We start from the raw sequence: 16,415 nt of genomic DNA on the forward strand, positions 1-16,415 counted from the left end.
CTTGTGCTTACTGAAGCGGATTGACTAGAGCTCAATGATGCAGACTGGCTCGAGCTGACTGAGGCAGACTGACTTGCGCTCACTGACGCTGACTGACTTGCACTTGCAGATGCAGATTGACTCGAACTCGCTGAAGCAGACTGACTTGCACTCAATGATGCTGATTCACTTGCGCTCACTGAAGCGGATTGGCTTGAGCTTACGGACGCAGACTGGCTGGCACTCACTGAAGCGGATTGGCTCGAACTTACTGAAGCGGATTGGCTGGCACTTACCGAAGCTGACTGGCTGGCACTCAATGATGCAGATTGACTCGAGCTTACTGAGGCAGACTGACTTGCGCTCACTGATGCTGATTGACTTGCACTCGCTGAAGCGGATTGGCTAGCACTTACTGATGCTGACTCACTTGCACTTAATGATGCAGATTGACTCGAGCTCGCTGAAGCGGATTGACTCGAGCTTACAGATGCAGATTCGCTTGAACTTACTGAGGCGGATTGACTAGCACTCAATGATGCAGATTGGCTGGAGCTTACTGAGGCTGATTGACTTGCACTTGCTGAAGCAGACTGGCTATTACTTACTGAAATTGACGCTTGATTTGGCGTGATTTGTCCATTAAATGTATCTGAAACCAAACCATCCACTGTCGTACTTGCAGTCACCGGTCCACTAGGAAGTCGTCCTCCATTACGATCATATACCTTCTTCAGCTCATTTGCAGTAAAGGTTACACTAGTCGAGCTCACCGTTGCTTGTTTGGTGAACATCTCCCCTGCAATTGTAAGAGTAACAGTCCCATCTGGAGCAACCCCATCTACCGTAATCGCTTGATTTGAGAGCCCACCTTTTTCGTTAAGATATTGATTCTCTATCCTTGGCGTCTGAGGGCGCACAGTAAAGCTCACGTCAATTTCATCCGTACTTCCATCTGGATAAGTTACCACCGCTGTCAAAGTATGCCGACCAGCAGACAAATTCGTATTGGTTCCAGATTTCCAAGTATAGGTTGTTCTAGTTCCCTTAGTAATTCCTGTAGTAGGTAATTCTGGTGTCCCTGTAGCATTCGTGATGTACTGACTGGCTTCACCAACAGAAACAGTCCCTGAATTGGCCGTTAGAGTAAAGTTTCGATTCACCTCAGCATTGATAGCTGGTTCGTACTTTTCAGACTGAGCATGGACTTCAAATTGAATTGCGGCAGGGTTGGCTGTTAAATCTTTTACAAGACCTACGTCAGTAGTATTTCCGCTAAAATTACCTTCCTGATCATAGGTGAAAACATAACGGGTCCACAAACTATTTACTGCTTGATTTTTTCCAACAGAACCCGTGATTGAAACGGTGAAAGGATTTGATGCTGTAGCATTTCCATCTTTGGCTAGTTTATTTGTCGGAACAATCATACTGATACTTTGACCATTACTCGTAGTGAATGAGACAACAGTTGAAGTAGCCGGATAGGCCGCGGGAACAGCAGTAGGAACAAATTTTGCATGTTCAATTCGACCACTGTTATCAGTAAACTCAATGGTCGCAGAAAAATTTTCTTCTCGATAAATTTTAAATTTTTGTCCTTCTAGAACTGCGCCACCTGTAACGGTTATTTTCTGAAGTTCTGGCTTCTCTGTATCCCTAGCAGCTCTGAAGCTAGCGGTATTTGAAGCTTGGGTTAAAGCTTGTCCGTTTCTGCTGTCACGAAGTCCAGACTTGGCACGTAACACAGCATTTGCAATACTATTTCGAGCTTCTGTAGCCTTATTCAAAATAGAAGTAAAATCAGAAAGCTCCCCTTTCAAGGCATCTGCTATCTCATTCTTCGCTAGACTAGTCTTCGTGATTGCCTCATCCGAGTTTGGAAGCCCCTGAGCTTGAGCTAGAAACTGCCCAATCTCAGCAGACAAGGCCTCTAATTTCTTCCGTTTTTCTTCACTTTGCTTTTCTGTCAAGGCTACAGAAGTCATTGTGAAACTCGATTCAGCCGTCACACCTTCATTCTTTACACGACCAGACTGACTTTGAGGCAAGGATTCTGTAGAAAAATCAACTGCTTTTAATTCTTTCGAAGGTTGTGATTCTTTCACTGTCTCCCGAGCTGACTCACTTGCTTGGTACTGACTTTGAACACCAACTGAAGCTCTCTCTGACAGATTACTATTCGCTTGATTTTGTGTCCCAAGGGATTCACTTGAACTAGCAGTTACACTTTGACTGTTTGCCAAGGATTGACTAGTGGAAGCAGATTGGCTCATCGACTGGCTCACGCTAGAAGAGTTTGAGGCACTGATAGACTGGCTCGTAGAGGCAGATTGACTGGCGCTCTGCGAATTGAATTCTGACAATGACTGGCTTTGACTGGTAGACAAAGACAAGCTAGCAGCATCTTGATGATCCTGTGTCGTCCCTAGCACTACTGAATCTCTCGTCGCCAGGGTATCTTTTGATTCGACAGTCTTTTCAACAGCGACTGCATCATTGGCATAAACACGCGTTTGCGTCGCAGCAAAACCACCTAAGATCGTTCCCGTAGCTGCTATCCCTTTCAAGACATCCACGCCGGTCAACTTCTGACCTTCTTGCTTTTCAACCATTTCTGTCTTTACTTGGATCGTATCCGCACTTCCACGCATCACCTTAAATAAGCCAAAAAGGGAAGTCGAGGCCCGTAGCCAATGCTTCCCTGATTTGATTAATTTGAACCGAGTTACACGGTCTGTTTCTCTATATTCACCCTTCTGGCGTCTAAAAAACATGTTCATCCCCTCAACTTGAAAAAGATCTATTCACCTATAAAATACTATCTTCTTATTATATACCAAATATACCGACAATTCAATATCTATAATATATCCTAAAGAAAGAAAATGATTTCAAAAATAACTTGATTTCAAATCTATTCTGTTTTTTCAATATAATCTTCATTTTATTGTTCTGTTAATATATTTTATTTATTTTTTAACCATTTCTAAATGCTTAAAAAATCGAGTAACTAATTCCAATCACTCAGGGAATTGATTTTTATTCAAAATATAGAAAAAGTCCATGAATCAATAGCATCCACAGACTTTTAGGAGTAGAGTATTTAAAGGCAGTTTCACAAATGAATCAATGAAGCCGGTAGCCGATGTAACTTTCTAGCCTTTCCGACGAAAAAATCCACGAATCGATAATATTCGTGGATTTTTCCTAGTGAAGCGTTTAGGTAAGCCGATTTTACACTACGACACGGAGTTTGGCAAATCGATTCTATTTGCCAAACGTAGTTAGTAAGGCAGTTAGCTAGTTCGCCAAATAGCGACTAGCGTCCAACAATTAGGAACTTTAGTTCCAATTGTTGGTGCTGAGTTACATTTTTTCCTCCAACTCTACGTCCGGATACTTGTCCGCAAACCAGCGAAGAGCAAAGTCATTTTCAAAGAGGAAGACTGGTTGATCGAAACGGTCTTTGGCCAAGATATTGCGGCTTGAGGACATGCGCTCGTCCAAGTCCTCAGGCTTGATCCAACGAACGGTCTTTTTACCCATTGGGCTCATGACCACTTCTGCATTGTACTCGCCTTCCATGCGGTGCTTAAAGACTTCAAATTGGAGTTGTCCGACAGCCCCTAGCATGTACTCGCCTGTTTGGTAATTCTTATAAAGCTGAATGGCTCCCTCTTGCACCAATTGCTCAATCCCCTTATGGAAGGATTTTTGTTTCATGACGTTCTTAGCAGAAACTTTCATGAAAATTTCAGGGGTAAAGGTTGGCAGTGGTTCAAACTCAAACTTGTTTTTTCCAACCGTCAAAGTGTCTCCAACCTGATAAGTACCGGTATCGTAAACCCCGATGATATCTCCTGCCACGGCATTGGTCACATTCTCACGACTTTCCGCCATAAACTGGGTGACATTAGACAGTTTAGCCCCTTTACCAGTACGAGGTAGATTGACACTCATACCACGCTCAAATTCACCCGATACGATACGAACAAAGGCGATACGGTCACGGTGACGAGGGTCCATGTTGGCTTGGATTTTAAAGACAAATCCTGAGAAATCCTTGTCATAAGGATCCACAATTTCGCCATCTGTTTTCTTGTGTCCATGTGGTTCTGGAGCAAACTTAAGGAAGGTCTCAAGGAAGGTCTGCACCCCAAAGTTAGTGAGAGCTGAACCGAAGAAGACCGGAGTCAGTTCTCCTGCAAGAATAGCTTCTTCTGAAAACTCATTCCCTGCTTCTTGCAACAGTTCGATGTCGTCCTTAACCTGAGCGTAGAAAGGATTGCTTCCAAAGAGCTTATCCCCTTCTTCCAGACTGGCAAAACGTTCATCCCCTTTATAAAGTTCCAAACGTTGGTTATAGAGGTCATACAATCCTTCAAAGGCTTTCCCCATCCCGATTGGCCAGTTCATAGGATAGCTCGCAATGCCAAGGACTTCTTCTAGTTCTTGCAAGAGGTCCAGTGGCTCACGACCATCACGGTCTAGCTTGTTCATAAAAGTAAAGACTGGGATGCCACGGTGCTTCACAACCTCAAACAATTTCTTGGTTTGGGCCTCGATACCCTTGGCAGAGTCCACGACCATGACCGCAGCATCCACCGCCATCAAGGTCCGATAGGTATCTTCTGAGAAGTCCTCGTGCCCTGGTGTGTCGAGGATATTGACGCGCTTGCCATCGTAGTCAAACTGCATAACAGATGACGTGACCGAAATCCCACGTTGTTTCTCGATATCCATCCAGTCAGACTTGGCAAAAGTCCCTGTTTTCTTTCCTTTAACCGTACCAGCCTCACGAATCTCGCCCCCAAAATAGAGTAATTGCTCTGTAATGGTTGTCTTACCCGCGTCCGGGTGGGAGATGATGGCAAAGGTACGGCGTTTCTTGATTTCTTCTTGAATAGTCATAAGTTCTCTTTCTTTGATTTCTATTTTTAGTTGTTTCAGTTGCTAAGAATGATGTTTACATTGGATTGTACTATTCCTTTCAACTCTCCATTATAGCGGATTTTGGGGAGTTTTTCAATTGCTCATCTGATGAAAAGGCAAGCTAGAGCACAGATTGCACCTGATTTCTCTTTTTCCACCGTTTCTTAAACAAGATATCAAAAAGAACAAGAGCCAGTGAAAGGATGACCGACACAAGGAGGTACTTTATCCATAGAGGAGCATTCGAGATAAACGGGGTATCTCTTAAGAGACCATAATTTCCACCCGTCACCTGATTAACCCCAACTAGAAAGAGATTGAGGATAAAGGTATAGGCTACAATCATATATTTCTTGAGCAAGGTCTTGTCATAGTGATTCATCAAATAAACCAAGGAATTCACTAGAAGGGCATAGTGCCCAATCAAAAATGAAAAACTGGTGATATGGGGGAAATCATAGGGATCAAAAACAGGGTAAACCAAGGCAAAGACAGCTCCGCTTGCTCCTAAGAGGGCAAAATATTGCTTGCTCCGCCATTTATCTGGCAAGAAAACCACCGCAAACATAGCCAAACGGCAATGATAAAAAGGAAGGCTATTAGAAAATGGAATCCCAAAGCCAACATACCAGCTATATAGGGCTAGTAACTGGAGAATCTGAATCCCCTTAAACAAGCGAACAAATTTTGGATTTTTGTGATAAGCAAGTGCTCCATAAATACAAAGCACTAAGACAAGCATCATAACCCCATACCAAAAAAGCGAAATGGGAGGAGGAACCGTCTGAGATCTGGTGATAAATTGATGGAACATATTTCTATTCTAATTCTTATTTTCTCTATTCTCTAGTTTAACCATTATAGCGAATTAAAAGCGATTTTTCAATTTCTATTTCTTTTCAGTTTGGCTCCCTTATTTATAGGAAAATATGGTAAAATAGAACAGACTAAAAATCATCATTTCACGAAAGGATGCAAGATGAAAATTACGCAAGAAGAGGTAACACACGTTGCCAATCTTTCAAAATTAAGATTCTCTGAAGAAGAAACTGCTGCCTTTGCGACAACCTTATCTAAAATTGTTGACATGGTTGAATTGCTGGGTGAAGTCGACACAACTGGTGTCGCACCTACTACAACCATGGCAGACCGCAAAACTGTACTCCGCCCTGATGTGGCTGAAGAAGGAACAGACCGTGACCGCTTGTTTAAAAACGTACCTGAAAAAGATAACTACTATATCAAGGTACCAGCTATCCTAGATGATGGAGGAGATGCCTAATGACTTTTAATAACAAAACTATTGAAGACTTGCACAATCTCCTTGTCTCTAAGGAAATTTCTGCAACTGAATTGACCCAAGCAACGCTTGAAGATATTAAATCTCGAGAAACAGCTATCAATGCTTTTGTCACTATCGCTGAGGAGCAAGCTCTTGCTCAAGCTAAGGCTATTGATGAGGCTGGAATTGACGTGGATAATGTCCTTTCAGGAATTCCACTGGCTGTTAAGGATAATATCTCTACCGACGGTATCCTTACAACTGCTGCCTCAAAAATGCTCTACAACTACGAGCCTATCTTTGATGCGACAGCCGTTGCCAATGCCAAAGCTAAGGGTATGATTGTCGTTGGAAAAACCAACATGGACGAGTTTGCCATGGGTGGTTCAGGTGAGACTTCCCACTATGGTGCCACTAAAAATGCTTGGGACCACAGCAAGGTTCCTGGTGGTTCATCAAGTGGTTCTGCTGCAGCTGTAGCGTCAGGGCAAGTCCGCTTGTCACTCGGTTCTGATACTGGTGGTTCCATCCGCCAACCTGCCGCCTTCAACGGGATTGTTGGTCTCAAACCAACCTACGGAACGGTTTCTCGTTTCGGTCTCATTGCCTTTGGTAGCTCTCTAGATCAAATCGGACCTTTTGCACCTACTGTTAAGGAAAATGCGCTCTTGCTCAACGCTATTGCCAGCGAAGATGCCAAAGATTCTACTTCTGCTCCTGTCCGCATTGCCGACTTTACTTCAAAAATTGGGCAAGACATCAAGGATATGAAAATTGCTTTGCCTAAGGAATACCTCGGTGAAGGAATTGACCCAGAGGTTAAGGAAACCATCATCAAGGCAGCCAAACATTTTGAGAAACTTGGCGCTATCGTCGAAGAAGTGAGCCTTCCTCACTCAAAATACGGTGTTGCCGTTTACTACATCATCGCTTCATCAGAAGCTTCCTCAAACTTGCAACGCTTTGACGGTATCCGTTATGGCTACCGCGCAGAAGATGCAAGCAACCTTGATGAAATCTATGTAAACAGCCGTAGCCAAGGTTTCGGTGAAGAAGTGAAACGCCGTATCATGCTTGGAACATTTAGCCTTTCATCAGGTTACTATGATGCCTATTACAAGAAGGCTGGACAAGTTCGTACCCTCATCATCCAAGATTTCGAAAACGTCTTTGCGGATTACGACTTGATTTTGGGACCAACTGCACCAAGCGTTGCCTATGATTTGGACTCACTCAACCACGATCCAGTTGCCATGTACTTGGCTGACCTTTTGACCATCCCAGTCAACTTAGCTGGTCTTCCAGGAATTTCTATTCCTGCTGGATTTGCTCAAGGTCTCCCAGTCGGTCTCCAATTGATTGGTCCTAAATACTCAGAGGAAACCATTTACCAAGCTGCTGCTGCTTTTGAAGCAACAACAGACTACCACAAACAACAACCTGTGATTTTTGGAGGTGATAACTAATGAACTTTGAAACAGTCATTGGACTTGAAGTCCACGTAGAGCTCAACACCAATTCAAAAATCTTCTCACCTACTTCTGCCCACTTTGGAAATGACCAAAATGCCAATACCAACGTAATTGACTGGTCTTTCCCAGGCGTACTTCCAGTTCTCAATAAAGGTGTTGTCGATGCAGGTATCAAGGCTGCACTTGCCCTCAACATGGACATCCATAAAAAGATGCACTTTGACCGCAAGAACTACTTCTATCCCGACAATCCCAAAGCCTACCAAATTTCTCAGTTTGATGAACCTATCGGTTATAACGGCTGGATTGAAGTCGAGCTAGAAGACGGTACGACCAAGAAAATCGGTATCGAACGTGCTCACCTAGAAGAAGACGCTGGTAAAAACACCCACGGTACAGATGGCTACTCCTATGTTGACCTCAACCGCCAAGGGGTACCATTGATTGAGATTGTTTCTGAAGCCGACATGCGTTCCCCAGAAGAAGCCTATGCTTACCTGACAGCCCTCAAGGAAGTTATCCAGTACGCTGGCATTTCTGACGTTAAGATGGAAGAAGGTTCTATGCGTGTGGATGCCAATATTTCGCTTCGCCCTTATGGTCAAGAAAAATTCGGTACCAAAACTGAGTTGAAAAACCTCAACTCCTTCTCAAATGTTCGCAAGGGTCTTGAATACGAAGTCCAACGTCAAGCCGAAATCCTTCGCTCAGGTGGTCAAATTCGCCAAGAAACACGCCGTTACGATGAAGCGAACAAGGCAACCATCCTCATGCGTGTCAAGGAAGGAGCTGCAGACTACCGCTACTTCCCAGAACCAGACCTACCCCTCTTTGAAATCTCTGATGAGTGGATCGAAGAAATGCGTACAGAGCTGCCAGAATTTCCAAAGGAACGCCGTGCGCGCTACGTATCTGACCTTGGCTTGTCAGACTACGATGCTAGCCAGTTGACTGCAAACAAAGTCACTTCTGACTTCTTTGAGAAAGCTGTTGCTCTCGGTGGTGATGCTAAACAAGTCTCTAACTGGCTCCAAGGTGAAGTTGCTCAGTTCTTGAACGCAGAAGGCAAAACTCTCGAACAAATCGAATTGACACCAGAAAACTTGGTTGAAATGATTGCCATCATCGAAGACGGCACTATTTCTTCTAAGATTGCCAAAAAAGTCTTTGTCCACCTAGCTAAAAATGGCGGTGGAGCGCGTGACTACGTGGAAAAAGCAGGAATGGTCCAAATCTCAGACCCAGATGTTTTGATTCCAATCATCCACCAAGTCTTTGCGGATAACGAAGCAGCCGTTGCCGACTTCAAGTCAGGCAAACGCAACGCAGACAAGGCCTTCACAGGATTCCTCATGAAAGCAACCAAAGGACAAGCCAACCCACAAGTTGCCCTTAAACTACTTGCACAGGAATTGGCCAAGTTGAAAGAAAGTGAGTAATTCGCTACTAGTCACCCAATAGTCTACTCAGCAAGAGAGAAACTACCTGTTCAATCATATAGTTAGGAGACACATGAAAAAGTTTTACGCTCTTTTAATGACCTGTTTATTACTTGTTTTTCTATCCGTGCCTCAAATCGTTGATGCGGGTGTCGGACATTCCAGAAGTGGAGGGAGTAGCCGCAGTAGCTCCAGAAGTAGCAGCCGCTCAAGTGGAGGTGGAAGTCGTTCTGGTGGCTCATCCTACCACTACTACCGCTCTGGATATGGGTCATCTTCTGACAGTTCTGCTAGCTCTCCCTATCTAGGATTTATGTTCATATTAGTCGGAGGAATCATACTAGTTGTTATCGTCAAATCCTTGCAGAATAAGTCTGGAGATTCAAGTTCAACAGACACTAGTAATGATTCTCAAACGCTCCATCGTCGAGTTGAACACAACACACGGGCCATTAGTCTTGTGAAATACGGAGATCCAAACTTTGACGCGGAAGCTTTCACATCTTGGGTTAAGGAAGTCTACCTTAAATTGCAGGTTGCCTGGACTGAGAAAAATTGGAACTCTGTCCGCGCTTTGGAAAGTACCAGTCTCTACTCCCAACACAGTGCCCAACTCGAAGACCATATTCGTGCTAAAACAACTAATGTTTTAGAGAAAGTTTGTATCGAAAATGTTCGCATCAAGGAGTTTATTGAAAATCCTGACGGAAACGATACCTTAGTGGTGATTCTATCATCAATTTTACGAGACTATGTCATTGACGATGAGACTCGCCGTGTCCTTGAAGGAGACCCTAAAAAAGATCTCTTCACCGTGTATCAATTGAACTTTATCCGCCAACACGGTAGCCAAACGCAAGCAGTCAATACAGACCAAGTTGTGAGCGACCACTGTCCAAACTGTGGCGCCCCATTGAAAATCTCTGCAGTTAGCGAGTGCGACTACTGTGGTGCCAATCTCTCTCGCAGTCCAAACCAATGGGTACTGGATACCTATGATGTTGTGGATGAAGACGAGCTTTATAATTAGGAGGAATTATGGGATTTATACGTGCAGCCTTATCAGCAGGCTTAAATAGTTTTAATGATAGTAAATTCAAGGAAGCCATCGTCCTTCCAGACAATGTCTCTGGCGACGCCTTGGCCATCAAGGGACAATTACTCACAAAAGACCCAGATGGACGTTCTCGTCACAGCAATCAAAATACTGGACTTTTGTCAGATGGCAGTGTGGTTATCGTTCCTCAAGGTTATACCGCTGTTTTGGTAAACAACGGTACCTTCCTTGGTGAAGTCCTCGAAGCTGGTAGCCACGAATGGCAAGCTGGTGATAACGCCTGGCTCCTTGAAAAAGGTGGTTTAAAAGGCACTTGGGAAAACTTTAAAAACCGTTTCTCTTTCGGTGGACAAGTCATCACCCAACAAGAAATTATTTTTATCCGCATGCAACCTATTGCAGGTAATAAGTTCGGCACACAAAATGCGGTCGAATACTTCAGCGAACGTTACCAACAGCTGCTTAATATCCGTTTCTATGGCTTGTTTGATGTAAAAATAGCAGATCCAGTCCTCTTCTACGTGAGTTCTGTTAGCCGTCAAATTACTGACGGACAGCCATTTACTCTCCAAGATGTAGCTCAAGGAACGCTCCGTCAAAATATCGCACCGAAAATCGCGATTGCCATTGCCAAATATACCAACGAAAACAAGGTTGATATCTATAGCCTCAATGCCAACCAAGACACCTTTAACGAACTCGCTAAACAAGAGGTCAACAAGGTTTGGACAGGCCTCTACGGTATTGAAGCAACTAATATCTTGCTTGAAGACCTCAGCTACGACCAAGAAAGTCTTGCCATTGTCCGCAAACTTGACAGTGAGCTCGCTGCCATGAAGTATAACACGATTGAGATTGAAGAACGCCGTGCGCGCAACGAAGCGCTTATTGCTGCTGCTGCCAACGAAGGAAATGGCAATGGGATGAACATGTTTATGGGCATGAATCTTGGCCAAACTCTCGGTGGTCAACTAAGTCAACAAGTCCAAAATCAAGCACCGGCTCAAAATGCTGGGCAAGCTACTAGCAAGAATTTTTATATCGAAGTCGATGGAAAATACGTCCTCGTCACCAAAGACGAAGATGGCAATATCGTACCAGTCAACTAATTAAGCTCCTTTTGACATTTGAGTAATGTTGTCTTTTATGGTACAATAAAGAGTAAATTATTTTATTAAAGAGGTAAAAACATGATTGAAGCAAGTAAATTAAAGGCTGGTATGACCTTTGAAACAGCTGACGGAAAATTGATCCGCGTTTTGGAAGCTAGCCACCACAAACCAGGTAAAGGAAATACCATCATGCGTATGAAATTGCGTGATGTCCGTACTGGTTCTACATTTGACACAAGCTACCGTCCAGAGGAAAAATTTGAACAAGCCATCATCGAGACTGTCCCAGCTCAATACTTGTACAAAATGGATGACACAGCCTACTTCATGAATACAGAAACTTACGACCAATACGAAATCCCTGTAGTCAACGTTGAAAACGAGTTGCTTTACATCCTTGAAAACTCAGAAGTGAAGATCCAATTCTACGGAACTGAAGTGATTGGTGTCACCGTTCCTACTACTGTTGAATTGACAGTTGCAGAAACTCAACCATCTATCAAAGGTGCTACGGTTACAGGTTCTGGTAAACCAGCAACGATGGAAACTGGACTTGTCGTAAACGTTCCAGACTTCATCGAAGCAGGACAAAAACTCGTTATCAACACTGCAGAAGGAACTTACGTTTCTCGTGCCTAATCTCTAGAAAGAGGTCATTCTATGGGAATTGAAGAACAACTTGGCGAAATCGTTATCGCCCCACGTGTACTTGAAAAAATCATTGCTATTGCTACTGCAAAAGTAGAGGGTGTTCACTCTTTTTCAAACAAATCAGTATCTGACACCCTTTCAAAACTTTCTCTTGGCCGTGGTGTTTATCTTAAAAACGTGGACGAAGAGCTCACAGCAGATATCTATCTCTACCTTGAGTACGGAGTAAAAGTTCCTAAGGTAGCGGTTGCTATCCAGAAAGCTGTTAAAGATGCCGTCCGCAATATGGCTGATGTAGAACTCGCTGCTATCAATATCCACGTTGCAGGTATCGTTCCAGATAAAACACCAAAACCAGAATTGAAAGATCTATTTGACGAGGACTTCCTCAATGACTAGTCCACTATTAGAATCTAGACGCCAACTCCGTAAATGCGCTTTTCAAGCTCTCATGAGCCTTGAATTCGGTACGGATGTCGAAACTGCTTGTCGTTTCGCCTATACTCATGATCGTGAAGATACGGATGTGCAACTTCCAGCCTTTTTGACAGAGCTAGTTTCTGGTGTTCAGGCTAAAAAGGAAGAACTAGACAAGCAAATCACACAGCATTTAAAAACAGGTTGGACCATCGAGCGTTTAACACTCGTGGAGAGAAACCTCCTTCGCTTGGGAGTCTTTGAAATCACTTCATTTGACACCCCACAGCTGGTTGCTGTCAATGAAGCTATCGATCTTGCAAAGGACTTCTCAGATCAAAAATCTGCCCGTTTTATCAACGGACTACTCAGCCAGTTTGTAACAGAAGAACAGTAAATAGAAAAAGTGTTTGACAATTATCAAACACTTTTTCTTTGCCTCCACTATCTTAAAAAGTGGTAATAGACATAATTATAAACAAAAATCCAGATGGGTTTTGCATAAATGAGAAAATTGAAAAAACTATGGCACAAGATGGTGATTTTTAGGTTCTTTGTCCACCAATATACTAGAGCAAAGAAAAGACCAACAAAACTATAAATAATCAAACTGATAGGATCGCGATGGGATAATACCAAGTGACTGAGGCCAAAGATAAGAGCTGATAAAATAACATCCAGATAATACTTGGACTGGGGAAAGAAGGTATTCATAAAATACCCTCTATCAATTAGTTCCTCTGATATAGGTGCGACGACTACTGTTAAACTAAAACTGAGAACAGTTGATAGAAAAGTTGGTTGCCCATTGGAGTACAGAATCGAAAGAAGGTCTTGAAAGATATACTTGTTATCAATTAGGTGATGAAACTGTATCTGAAAAGCATCCACCAATTGACGATCAAAATAAGTAGCCACTAGAGCAACTACAAGGTAAAAGAATCTTGACTTCTTTGAACCCTTTTTTTCAAAAATATAGAGCATCTCTTTCTTTTTGAGCCAGTAGATAAATAATAGCAAAAGAGCCATTACTTCAACTGTTAAAAAGATAGAATAACCATCTATCCCCCATCCTAAAAACTTAGTTAGATGCATAATTCCTAACTCTGGTAGATAAACCGATAGAAATACCAGTGATGTATAGACTCCCAAATGCCCTAGTTTTTTCATACTTACACCTTTAATTTATCAATAGCCAATACCATAAGCACGTCTAGTCGCATGATTCAGTATTGTACTCCATTCTGTCGCCAAACTATATGCATATGGCGAAGGCCAATGTCTATCATCAACTAACCAAATCATACCACCACCTGAAACTTGCTCTAAGTCCTCAGATGAAAGAACTGTAAATGTTTCTGTACCTGTCCTATCAAGTAGCTCCTTAAAATAAATTTTTGTAAGCTTACATCTACAGTATATATCTTTTTGTCTATTTTATAGTCCGTCTCCTCAACTGTCAATTTTTTATCCTAAACAGTAGCTTTACTCATTGAGAAATAAGAAATTGATAAAAGAGATTTCTCTATCTTCCCATCAAATTAGAAAAAGTGTTTGACAAGTATCAAACACTTTTTCTTTACTTCCTACTATCTAAAAATCAAATAATAGATATAAAATAAGAGCGACGGAGCATAAGGAATCGCATTATAGAAACTATGACAAACAATGGTAAATCGAAGACTACCCGTAACTCGATAAGCAACTGCAAATAGAAGACCAAGAATACTATACATTAGGAGACTGATGGGGTCACGATGGGATAGAACTAAGTGACTAAGCCCAAAGATGAAAGAAGACAAGATCACATCCAAATAAAACTCCGACTTCGGAAAGAAGGTATTCATAAAATAACCCCTATAGATTGTCTCCTCAACAACAGGTACAATTGAAATGTTAAAGATTAAAAATATAAGACTTGATAGAGTCGTTTCTCTTCCGTTTGAGTAAAGTTCCGAAAGAAGGTCTTGGAAAATAAAGCTATGGTCAATCAATCGAATATTCTGCATTCTAAATCCATTTAAAAAAGAATAGATAAGGAAACAAGCTACCAAGAAAGCGAGATAGGACCAGTGCCAACCCTTTTTCTCGAAGATAAAGAGCATCTTCTTCTTTTTCAACCACAAAACGAATAAAAAGAAAATAAGCAACACTTCTCCAACTAGGAAGATTATATAGCTGTCCATTCCTAAACCGAAGATCCTAGCTAGAGTTATGGCTCCTAATGGCGTTAAATAAATGTACAGGAACATTAAAATCATACAGATTCCTAAATGTATTGTCTTTTTCATTCTTTCTCTCCTAATGGTAAACTCTCTATTAGGGCAATATAGAGGATATACCATTGATTATTTTCTTATTTATCAAGAGTATTCATATTTATCCATGCTCTATTATCAAAATAGCTAGAACAAATTGTTCTAGCTTTTAAATTTTCTTAGTATTTTCTAAAGCGTTGGTAACGTTCTTCGATAAGTTGGTCGAGTGGTAGTTCTTGCAACCTATCTAGTTCTGCACGCAATTCATTTTTAACGCAACTTAGCAGTTCTTTACTTGACAGCCCTGCTTCTGAGATTACCTTGTCTACGATTCCCATTTCTAGAAGTTCATGCGAAGTGATTTTCATCAATTCCGCTGCTTCCATAGCACGACTTCCATCCTTCCAAAGGATAGAGGCAAATCCTTCCGGGCTAAGTACGGCGTAGATTGAGTTTTCTAACATCCAGACACGGTTAGCTACGGCTAGAGCTAGGGCCCCACCAGATCCACCTTCACCGATAATAATCGCGATGATTGGAACCTTGAGATCACTCATTTCCATCAGGTTTCGGGCGATTGCTTCACCTTGTCCACGTTCCTCGGCTCCAACACCTGGGTAAGCACCCGCCGTATTGATAAAGGTCACAACTGGACGACCAAACTTTTCTGCCTGTTTCATCAAGCGTAAGGCCTTACGATAACCTTCTGGATGAGGTTGCCCGAAATTCCGTTTGAGGTTGTCATGAAGACTCTTCCCCTTTTGGATACCAACGACAGTTACTGCTTGTTCACCTAACCAGCCAATTCCACCGATAACCGCACCATCATCGCGGAAAGAGCGATCTCCATGCAATTCGATAAACTCGTCAAAGATTCCATTGGAAAAATCAAGTGCGGTCAAACGACTCTGCTCGCGTGCCTCTCTGACTATTTTTGCAATATTCATCCGCGACTTCCTCCATGCAATCTTACTAATTTAGCAATTGTTTCAGGCAATTCTCTCCGTTTGACAATTGCATCAACAAATCCATGTTCAAGCAGAAATTCTGCCTTTTGGAAGTCATCCGGCAAGGTCTCACGAACTGTATTTTCGATAACACGACGTCCAGCAAACCCAACCAAACTCTGTGGCTCCGCTAGGATAATATCACCTTCCATAGCAAAAGAAGCTGTCACCCCACCTGTTGTCGGATCGGTTAAAATAGTTAGGTAAAAAAGTCCTGCCTTGGAATGGCGTTGAACTGCCGCAGAAATTTTAGCCATCTGCATCAAGCTCATGATTCCTTCTTGCATACGGGCTCCACCAGAAGCTGTGAAGAGAACGACTGGCAAGTTTTCTACCGTTGCATACTCAAACAAGCGCGTGATTTTTTCACCCACAACGGTTCCCATAGAAGCCATGATAAAGTTTGAATCCATGATCCCAAGGGCAACTTTTTGTCCCTTGATGCTAGCTGTACCAGTTAGTACTGCTTCATCCAAACCTGTCTTTTCACGCATTGTTGCAAGTTTTTTCTGGTAGCCAGGAAAGTTTAATGGATCTTGAGTTTCAATACCCGTAAACATCTCCACAAAGCTACCAGAATCAATCGTCAAATCCAAGCGTTCCTGAGCTGAAATACGGAAAGTATAGCTACAATGGGGACAAATTCGTTCGCTCCCAAGATCCTTTTGATAAATGGTGTGTTTACAACCAGGACACTGGGAGAAGAGTTCATCCGGAACCTCAGGCTTGGCTTGTGGTTTCTGCCTTACGGAACGGTTAGGATTGATCCGAATATACTTATCCTTTTTACTAAATAGAGCCATAAC

General features: G+C 42.5%; 15 protein-coding genes. 8 read left to right on the forward strand and 7 right to left on the reverse strand.

Features of this window, described 5'->3' with window-relative positions:
* From GMD6S_RS03500 to GMD6S_RS03510, 3 genes are all read right to left on the reverse strand, one after another.
* Positions 1-2,756 (reverse strand): accessory Sec-dependent serine-rich glycoprotein adhesin (locus GMD6S_RS03500; RefSeq protein WP_000466182.1); only part of this gene is annotated, 2,756 nt, incomplete at its 3' end.
* A gap of 592 nt (positions 2,757-3,348) precedes the next feature.
* Positions 3,349-4,893 (reverse strand): peptide chain release factor 3, encoded by a 1,545-nt coding sequence (locus GMD6S_RS03505; protein WP_000155103.1) that lies wholly within the window; start codon positions 4,891-4,893, stop codon positions 3,349-3,351.
* A gap of 142 nt (positions 4,894-5,035) precedes the next feature.
* Positions 5,036-5,728 carry a YwaF family protein gene (locus GMD6S_RS03510; RefSeq protein WP_025172594.1) on the reverse strand — a complete coding sequence of 231 codons (693 nt, stop codon included), beginning with the start codon at positions 5,726-5,728 and terminating at the stop codon, positions 5,036-5,038.
* Between the two features lie 165 nt (positions 5,729-5,893).
* Between GMD6S_RS03510 and gatC the strand changes: the two genes are divergently transcribed.
* From gatC to nusB, 8 genes are all read left to right on the forward strand, one after another.
* The gene (gene gatC, locus GMD6S_RS03515) at positions 5,894-6,196 is read left to right on the forward strand and encodes an Asp-tRNA(Asn)/Glu-tRNA(Gln) amidotransferase subunit GatC (protein WP_000705419.1); all 303 of its coding nucleotides are present in this window, start codon (positions 5,894-5,896) and stop codon (positions 6,194-6,196) included.
* Positions 6,196-7,662 carry an Asp-tRNA(Asn)/Glu-tRNA(Gln) amidotransferase subunit GatA gene (gene gatA / locus GMD6S_RS03520; protein WP_000143710.1) on the forward strand — a complete coding sequence of 489 codons (1,467 nt, stop codon included), beginning with the start codon at positions 6,196-6,198 and terminating at the stop codon, positions 7,660-7,662. Before gatC ends, gatA begins: the two co-directional genes overlap by 1 nt.
* On the forward strand, positions 7,662-9,107 hold the full coding sequence (gene gatB / locus GMD6S_RS03525; protein ID WP_001008647.1) for an Asp-tRNA(Asn)/Glu-tRNA(Gln) amidotransferase subunit GatB: 1,446 nt from the start codon (positions 7,662-7,664) through the stop codon (positions 9,105-9,107). Before gatA ends, gatB begins: the two co-directional genes overlap by 1 nt.
* A gap of 73 nt (positions 9,108-9,180) precedes the next feature.
* Positions 9,181-10,137, forward strand: a complete 957-nt coding sequence (locus tag GMD6S_RS03530; RefSeq protein WP_000715067.1) for a zinc-ribbon domain-containing transport protein — start codon at positions 9,181-9,183, stop codon at positions 10,135-10,137.
* 8 nt (positions 10,138-10,145) lie between these two features.
* On the forward strand, positions 10,146-11,273 hold the full coding sequence (locus tag GMD6S_RS03535; RefSeq protein WP_000505813.1) for an SPFH domain-containing protein: 1,128 nt from the start codon (positions 10,146-10,148) through the stop codon (positions 11,271-11,273).
* Positions 11,274-11,354: 81 nt separating this feature from the next.
* Positions 11,355-11,915, forward strand: coding sequence for an elongation factor P (gene efp, locus GMD6S_RS03540; protein WP_000568642.1), 561 nt, complete (start codon positions 11,355-11,357; stop codon positions 11,913-11,915).
* A gap of 21 nt (positions 11,916-11,936) precedes the next feature.
* The gene (locus GMD6S_RS03545; protein ID WP_000510584.1) at positions 11,937-12,326 is read left to right on the forward strand and encodes an Asp23/Gls24 family envelope stress response protein; all 390 of its coding nucleotides are present in this window, start codon (positions 11,937-11,939) and stop codon (positions 12,324-12,326) included.
* Positions 12,319-12,741, forward strand: coding sequence for a transcription antitermination factor NusB (gene nusB, locus GMD6S_RS03550; protein ID WP_000203660.1), 423 nt, complete (start codon positions 12,319-12,321; stop codon positions 12,739-12,741). The genes GMD6S_RS03545 and nusB overlap by 8 nt, the downstream gene beginning before the upstream one ends.
* Positions 12,742-12,788: 47 nt before the next feature.
* Here the strand turns inward: nusB and GMD6S_RS03555 are convergent, their stop codons facing one another.
* The 4 genes from GMD6S_RS03555 to accD form a co-directional block, all read right to left on the reverse strand.
* The gene (locus GMD6S_RS03555) at positions 12,789-13,514 is read right to left on the reverse strand and encodes a CPBP family intramembrane glutamic endopeptidase (protein ID WP_000732997.1); all 726 of its coding nucleotides are present in this window, start codon (positions 13,512-13,514) and stop codon (positions 12,789-12,791) included.
* Positions 13,515-13,933: 419 nt separating this feature from the next.
* Entirely contained in the window at positions 13,934-14,635 is a 702-nt protein-coding gene (locus GMD6S_RS03565; protein WP_000750953.1) for a CPBP family intramembrane glutamic endopeptidase, read from the reverse strand.
* A gap of 146 nt (positions 14,636-14,781) precedes the next feature.
* On the reverse strand, positions 14,782-15,549 hold the full coding sequence (locus tag GMD6S_RS03570) for an acetyl-CoA carboxylase carboxyl transferase subunit alpha (protein WP_001017384.1): 768 nt from the start codon (positions 15,547-15,549) through the stop codon (positions 14,782-14,784).
* Complete coding sequence (accD, locus tag GMD6S_RS03575) at positions 15,546-16,412, reverse strand: acetyl-CoA carboxylase, carboxyltransferase subunit beta (protein WP_001173379.1); 867 nt, start codon at positions 16,410-16,412, stop codon at positions 15,546-15,548. Before accD ends, GMD6S_RS03570 begins: the two co-directional genes overlap by 4 nt.
* Between the last annotated feature and the right edge of the window lie 3 nt (positions 16,413-16,415).

Source organism: Streptococcus sp. GMD6S, assembly GCF_000297015.1.

Coding starts and splice junctions, on each gene's coding strand:
- GMD6S_RS03565 (WP_000750953.1), bottom strand. CDS start 14,635: ATGAAAAAGACAATACATTTAGGAATCTGTATGATTTTAATGTTCCTG.
- GMD6S_RS03535 (WP_000505813.1), top strand. CDS start 10,146: ATGGGATTTATACGTGCAGCCTTATCAGCAGGCTTAAATAGTTTTAAT.
- GMD6S_RS03530 (WP_000715067.1), top strand. CDS start 9,181: ATGAAAAAGTTTTACGCTCTTTTAATGACCTGTTTATTACTTGTTTTT.
- efp (WP_000568642.1), top strand. CDS start 11,355: ATGATTGAAGCAAGTAAATTAAAGGCTGGTATGACCTTTGAAACAGCT.
- accD (WP_001173379.1), bottom strand. CDS start 16,412: ATGGCTCTATTTAGTAAAAAGGATAAGTATATTCGGATCAATCCTAAC.
- nusB (WP_000203660.1), top strand. CDS start 12,319: ATGACTAGTCCACTATTAGAATCTAGACGCCAACTCCGTAAATGCGCT.
- gatA (WP_000143710.1), top strand. CDS start 6,196: ATGACTTTTAATAACAAAACTATTGAAGACTTGCACAATCTCCTTGTC.
- gatB (WP_001008647.1), top strand. CDS start 7,662: ATGAACTTTGAAACAGTCATTGGACTTGAAGTCCACGTAGAGCTCAAC.
- GMD6S_RS03505 (WP_000155103.1), bottom strand. CDS start 4,893: ATGACTATTCAAGAAGAAATCAAGAAACGCCGTACCTTTGCCATCATC.
- gatC (WP_000705419.1), top strand. CDS start 5,894: ATGAAAATTACGCAAGAAGAGGTAACACACGTTGCCAATCTTTCAAAA.
- GMD6S_RS03570 (WP_001017384.1), bottom strand. CDS start 15,549: ATGAATATTGCAAAAATAGTCAGAGAGGCACGCGAGCAGAGTCGTTTG.
- GMD6S_RS03510 (WP_025172594.1), bottom strand. CDS start 5,728: ATGTTCCATCAATTTATCACCAGATCTCAGACGGTTCCTCCTCCCATT.
- GMD6S_RS03545 (WP_000510584.1), top strand. CDS start 11,937: ATGGGAATTGAAGAACAACTTGGCGAAATCGTTATCGCCCCACGTGTA.
- GMD6S_RS03555 (WP_000732997.1), bottom strand. CDS start 13,514: ATGAAAAAACTAGGGCATTTGGGAGTCTATACATCACTGGTATTTCTA.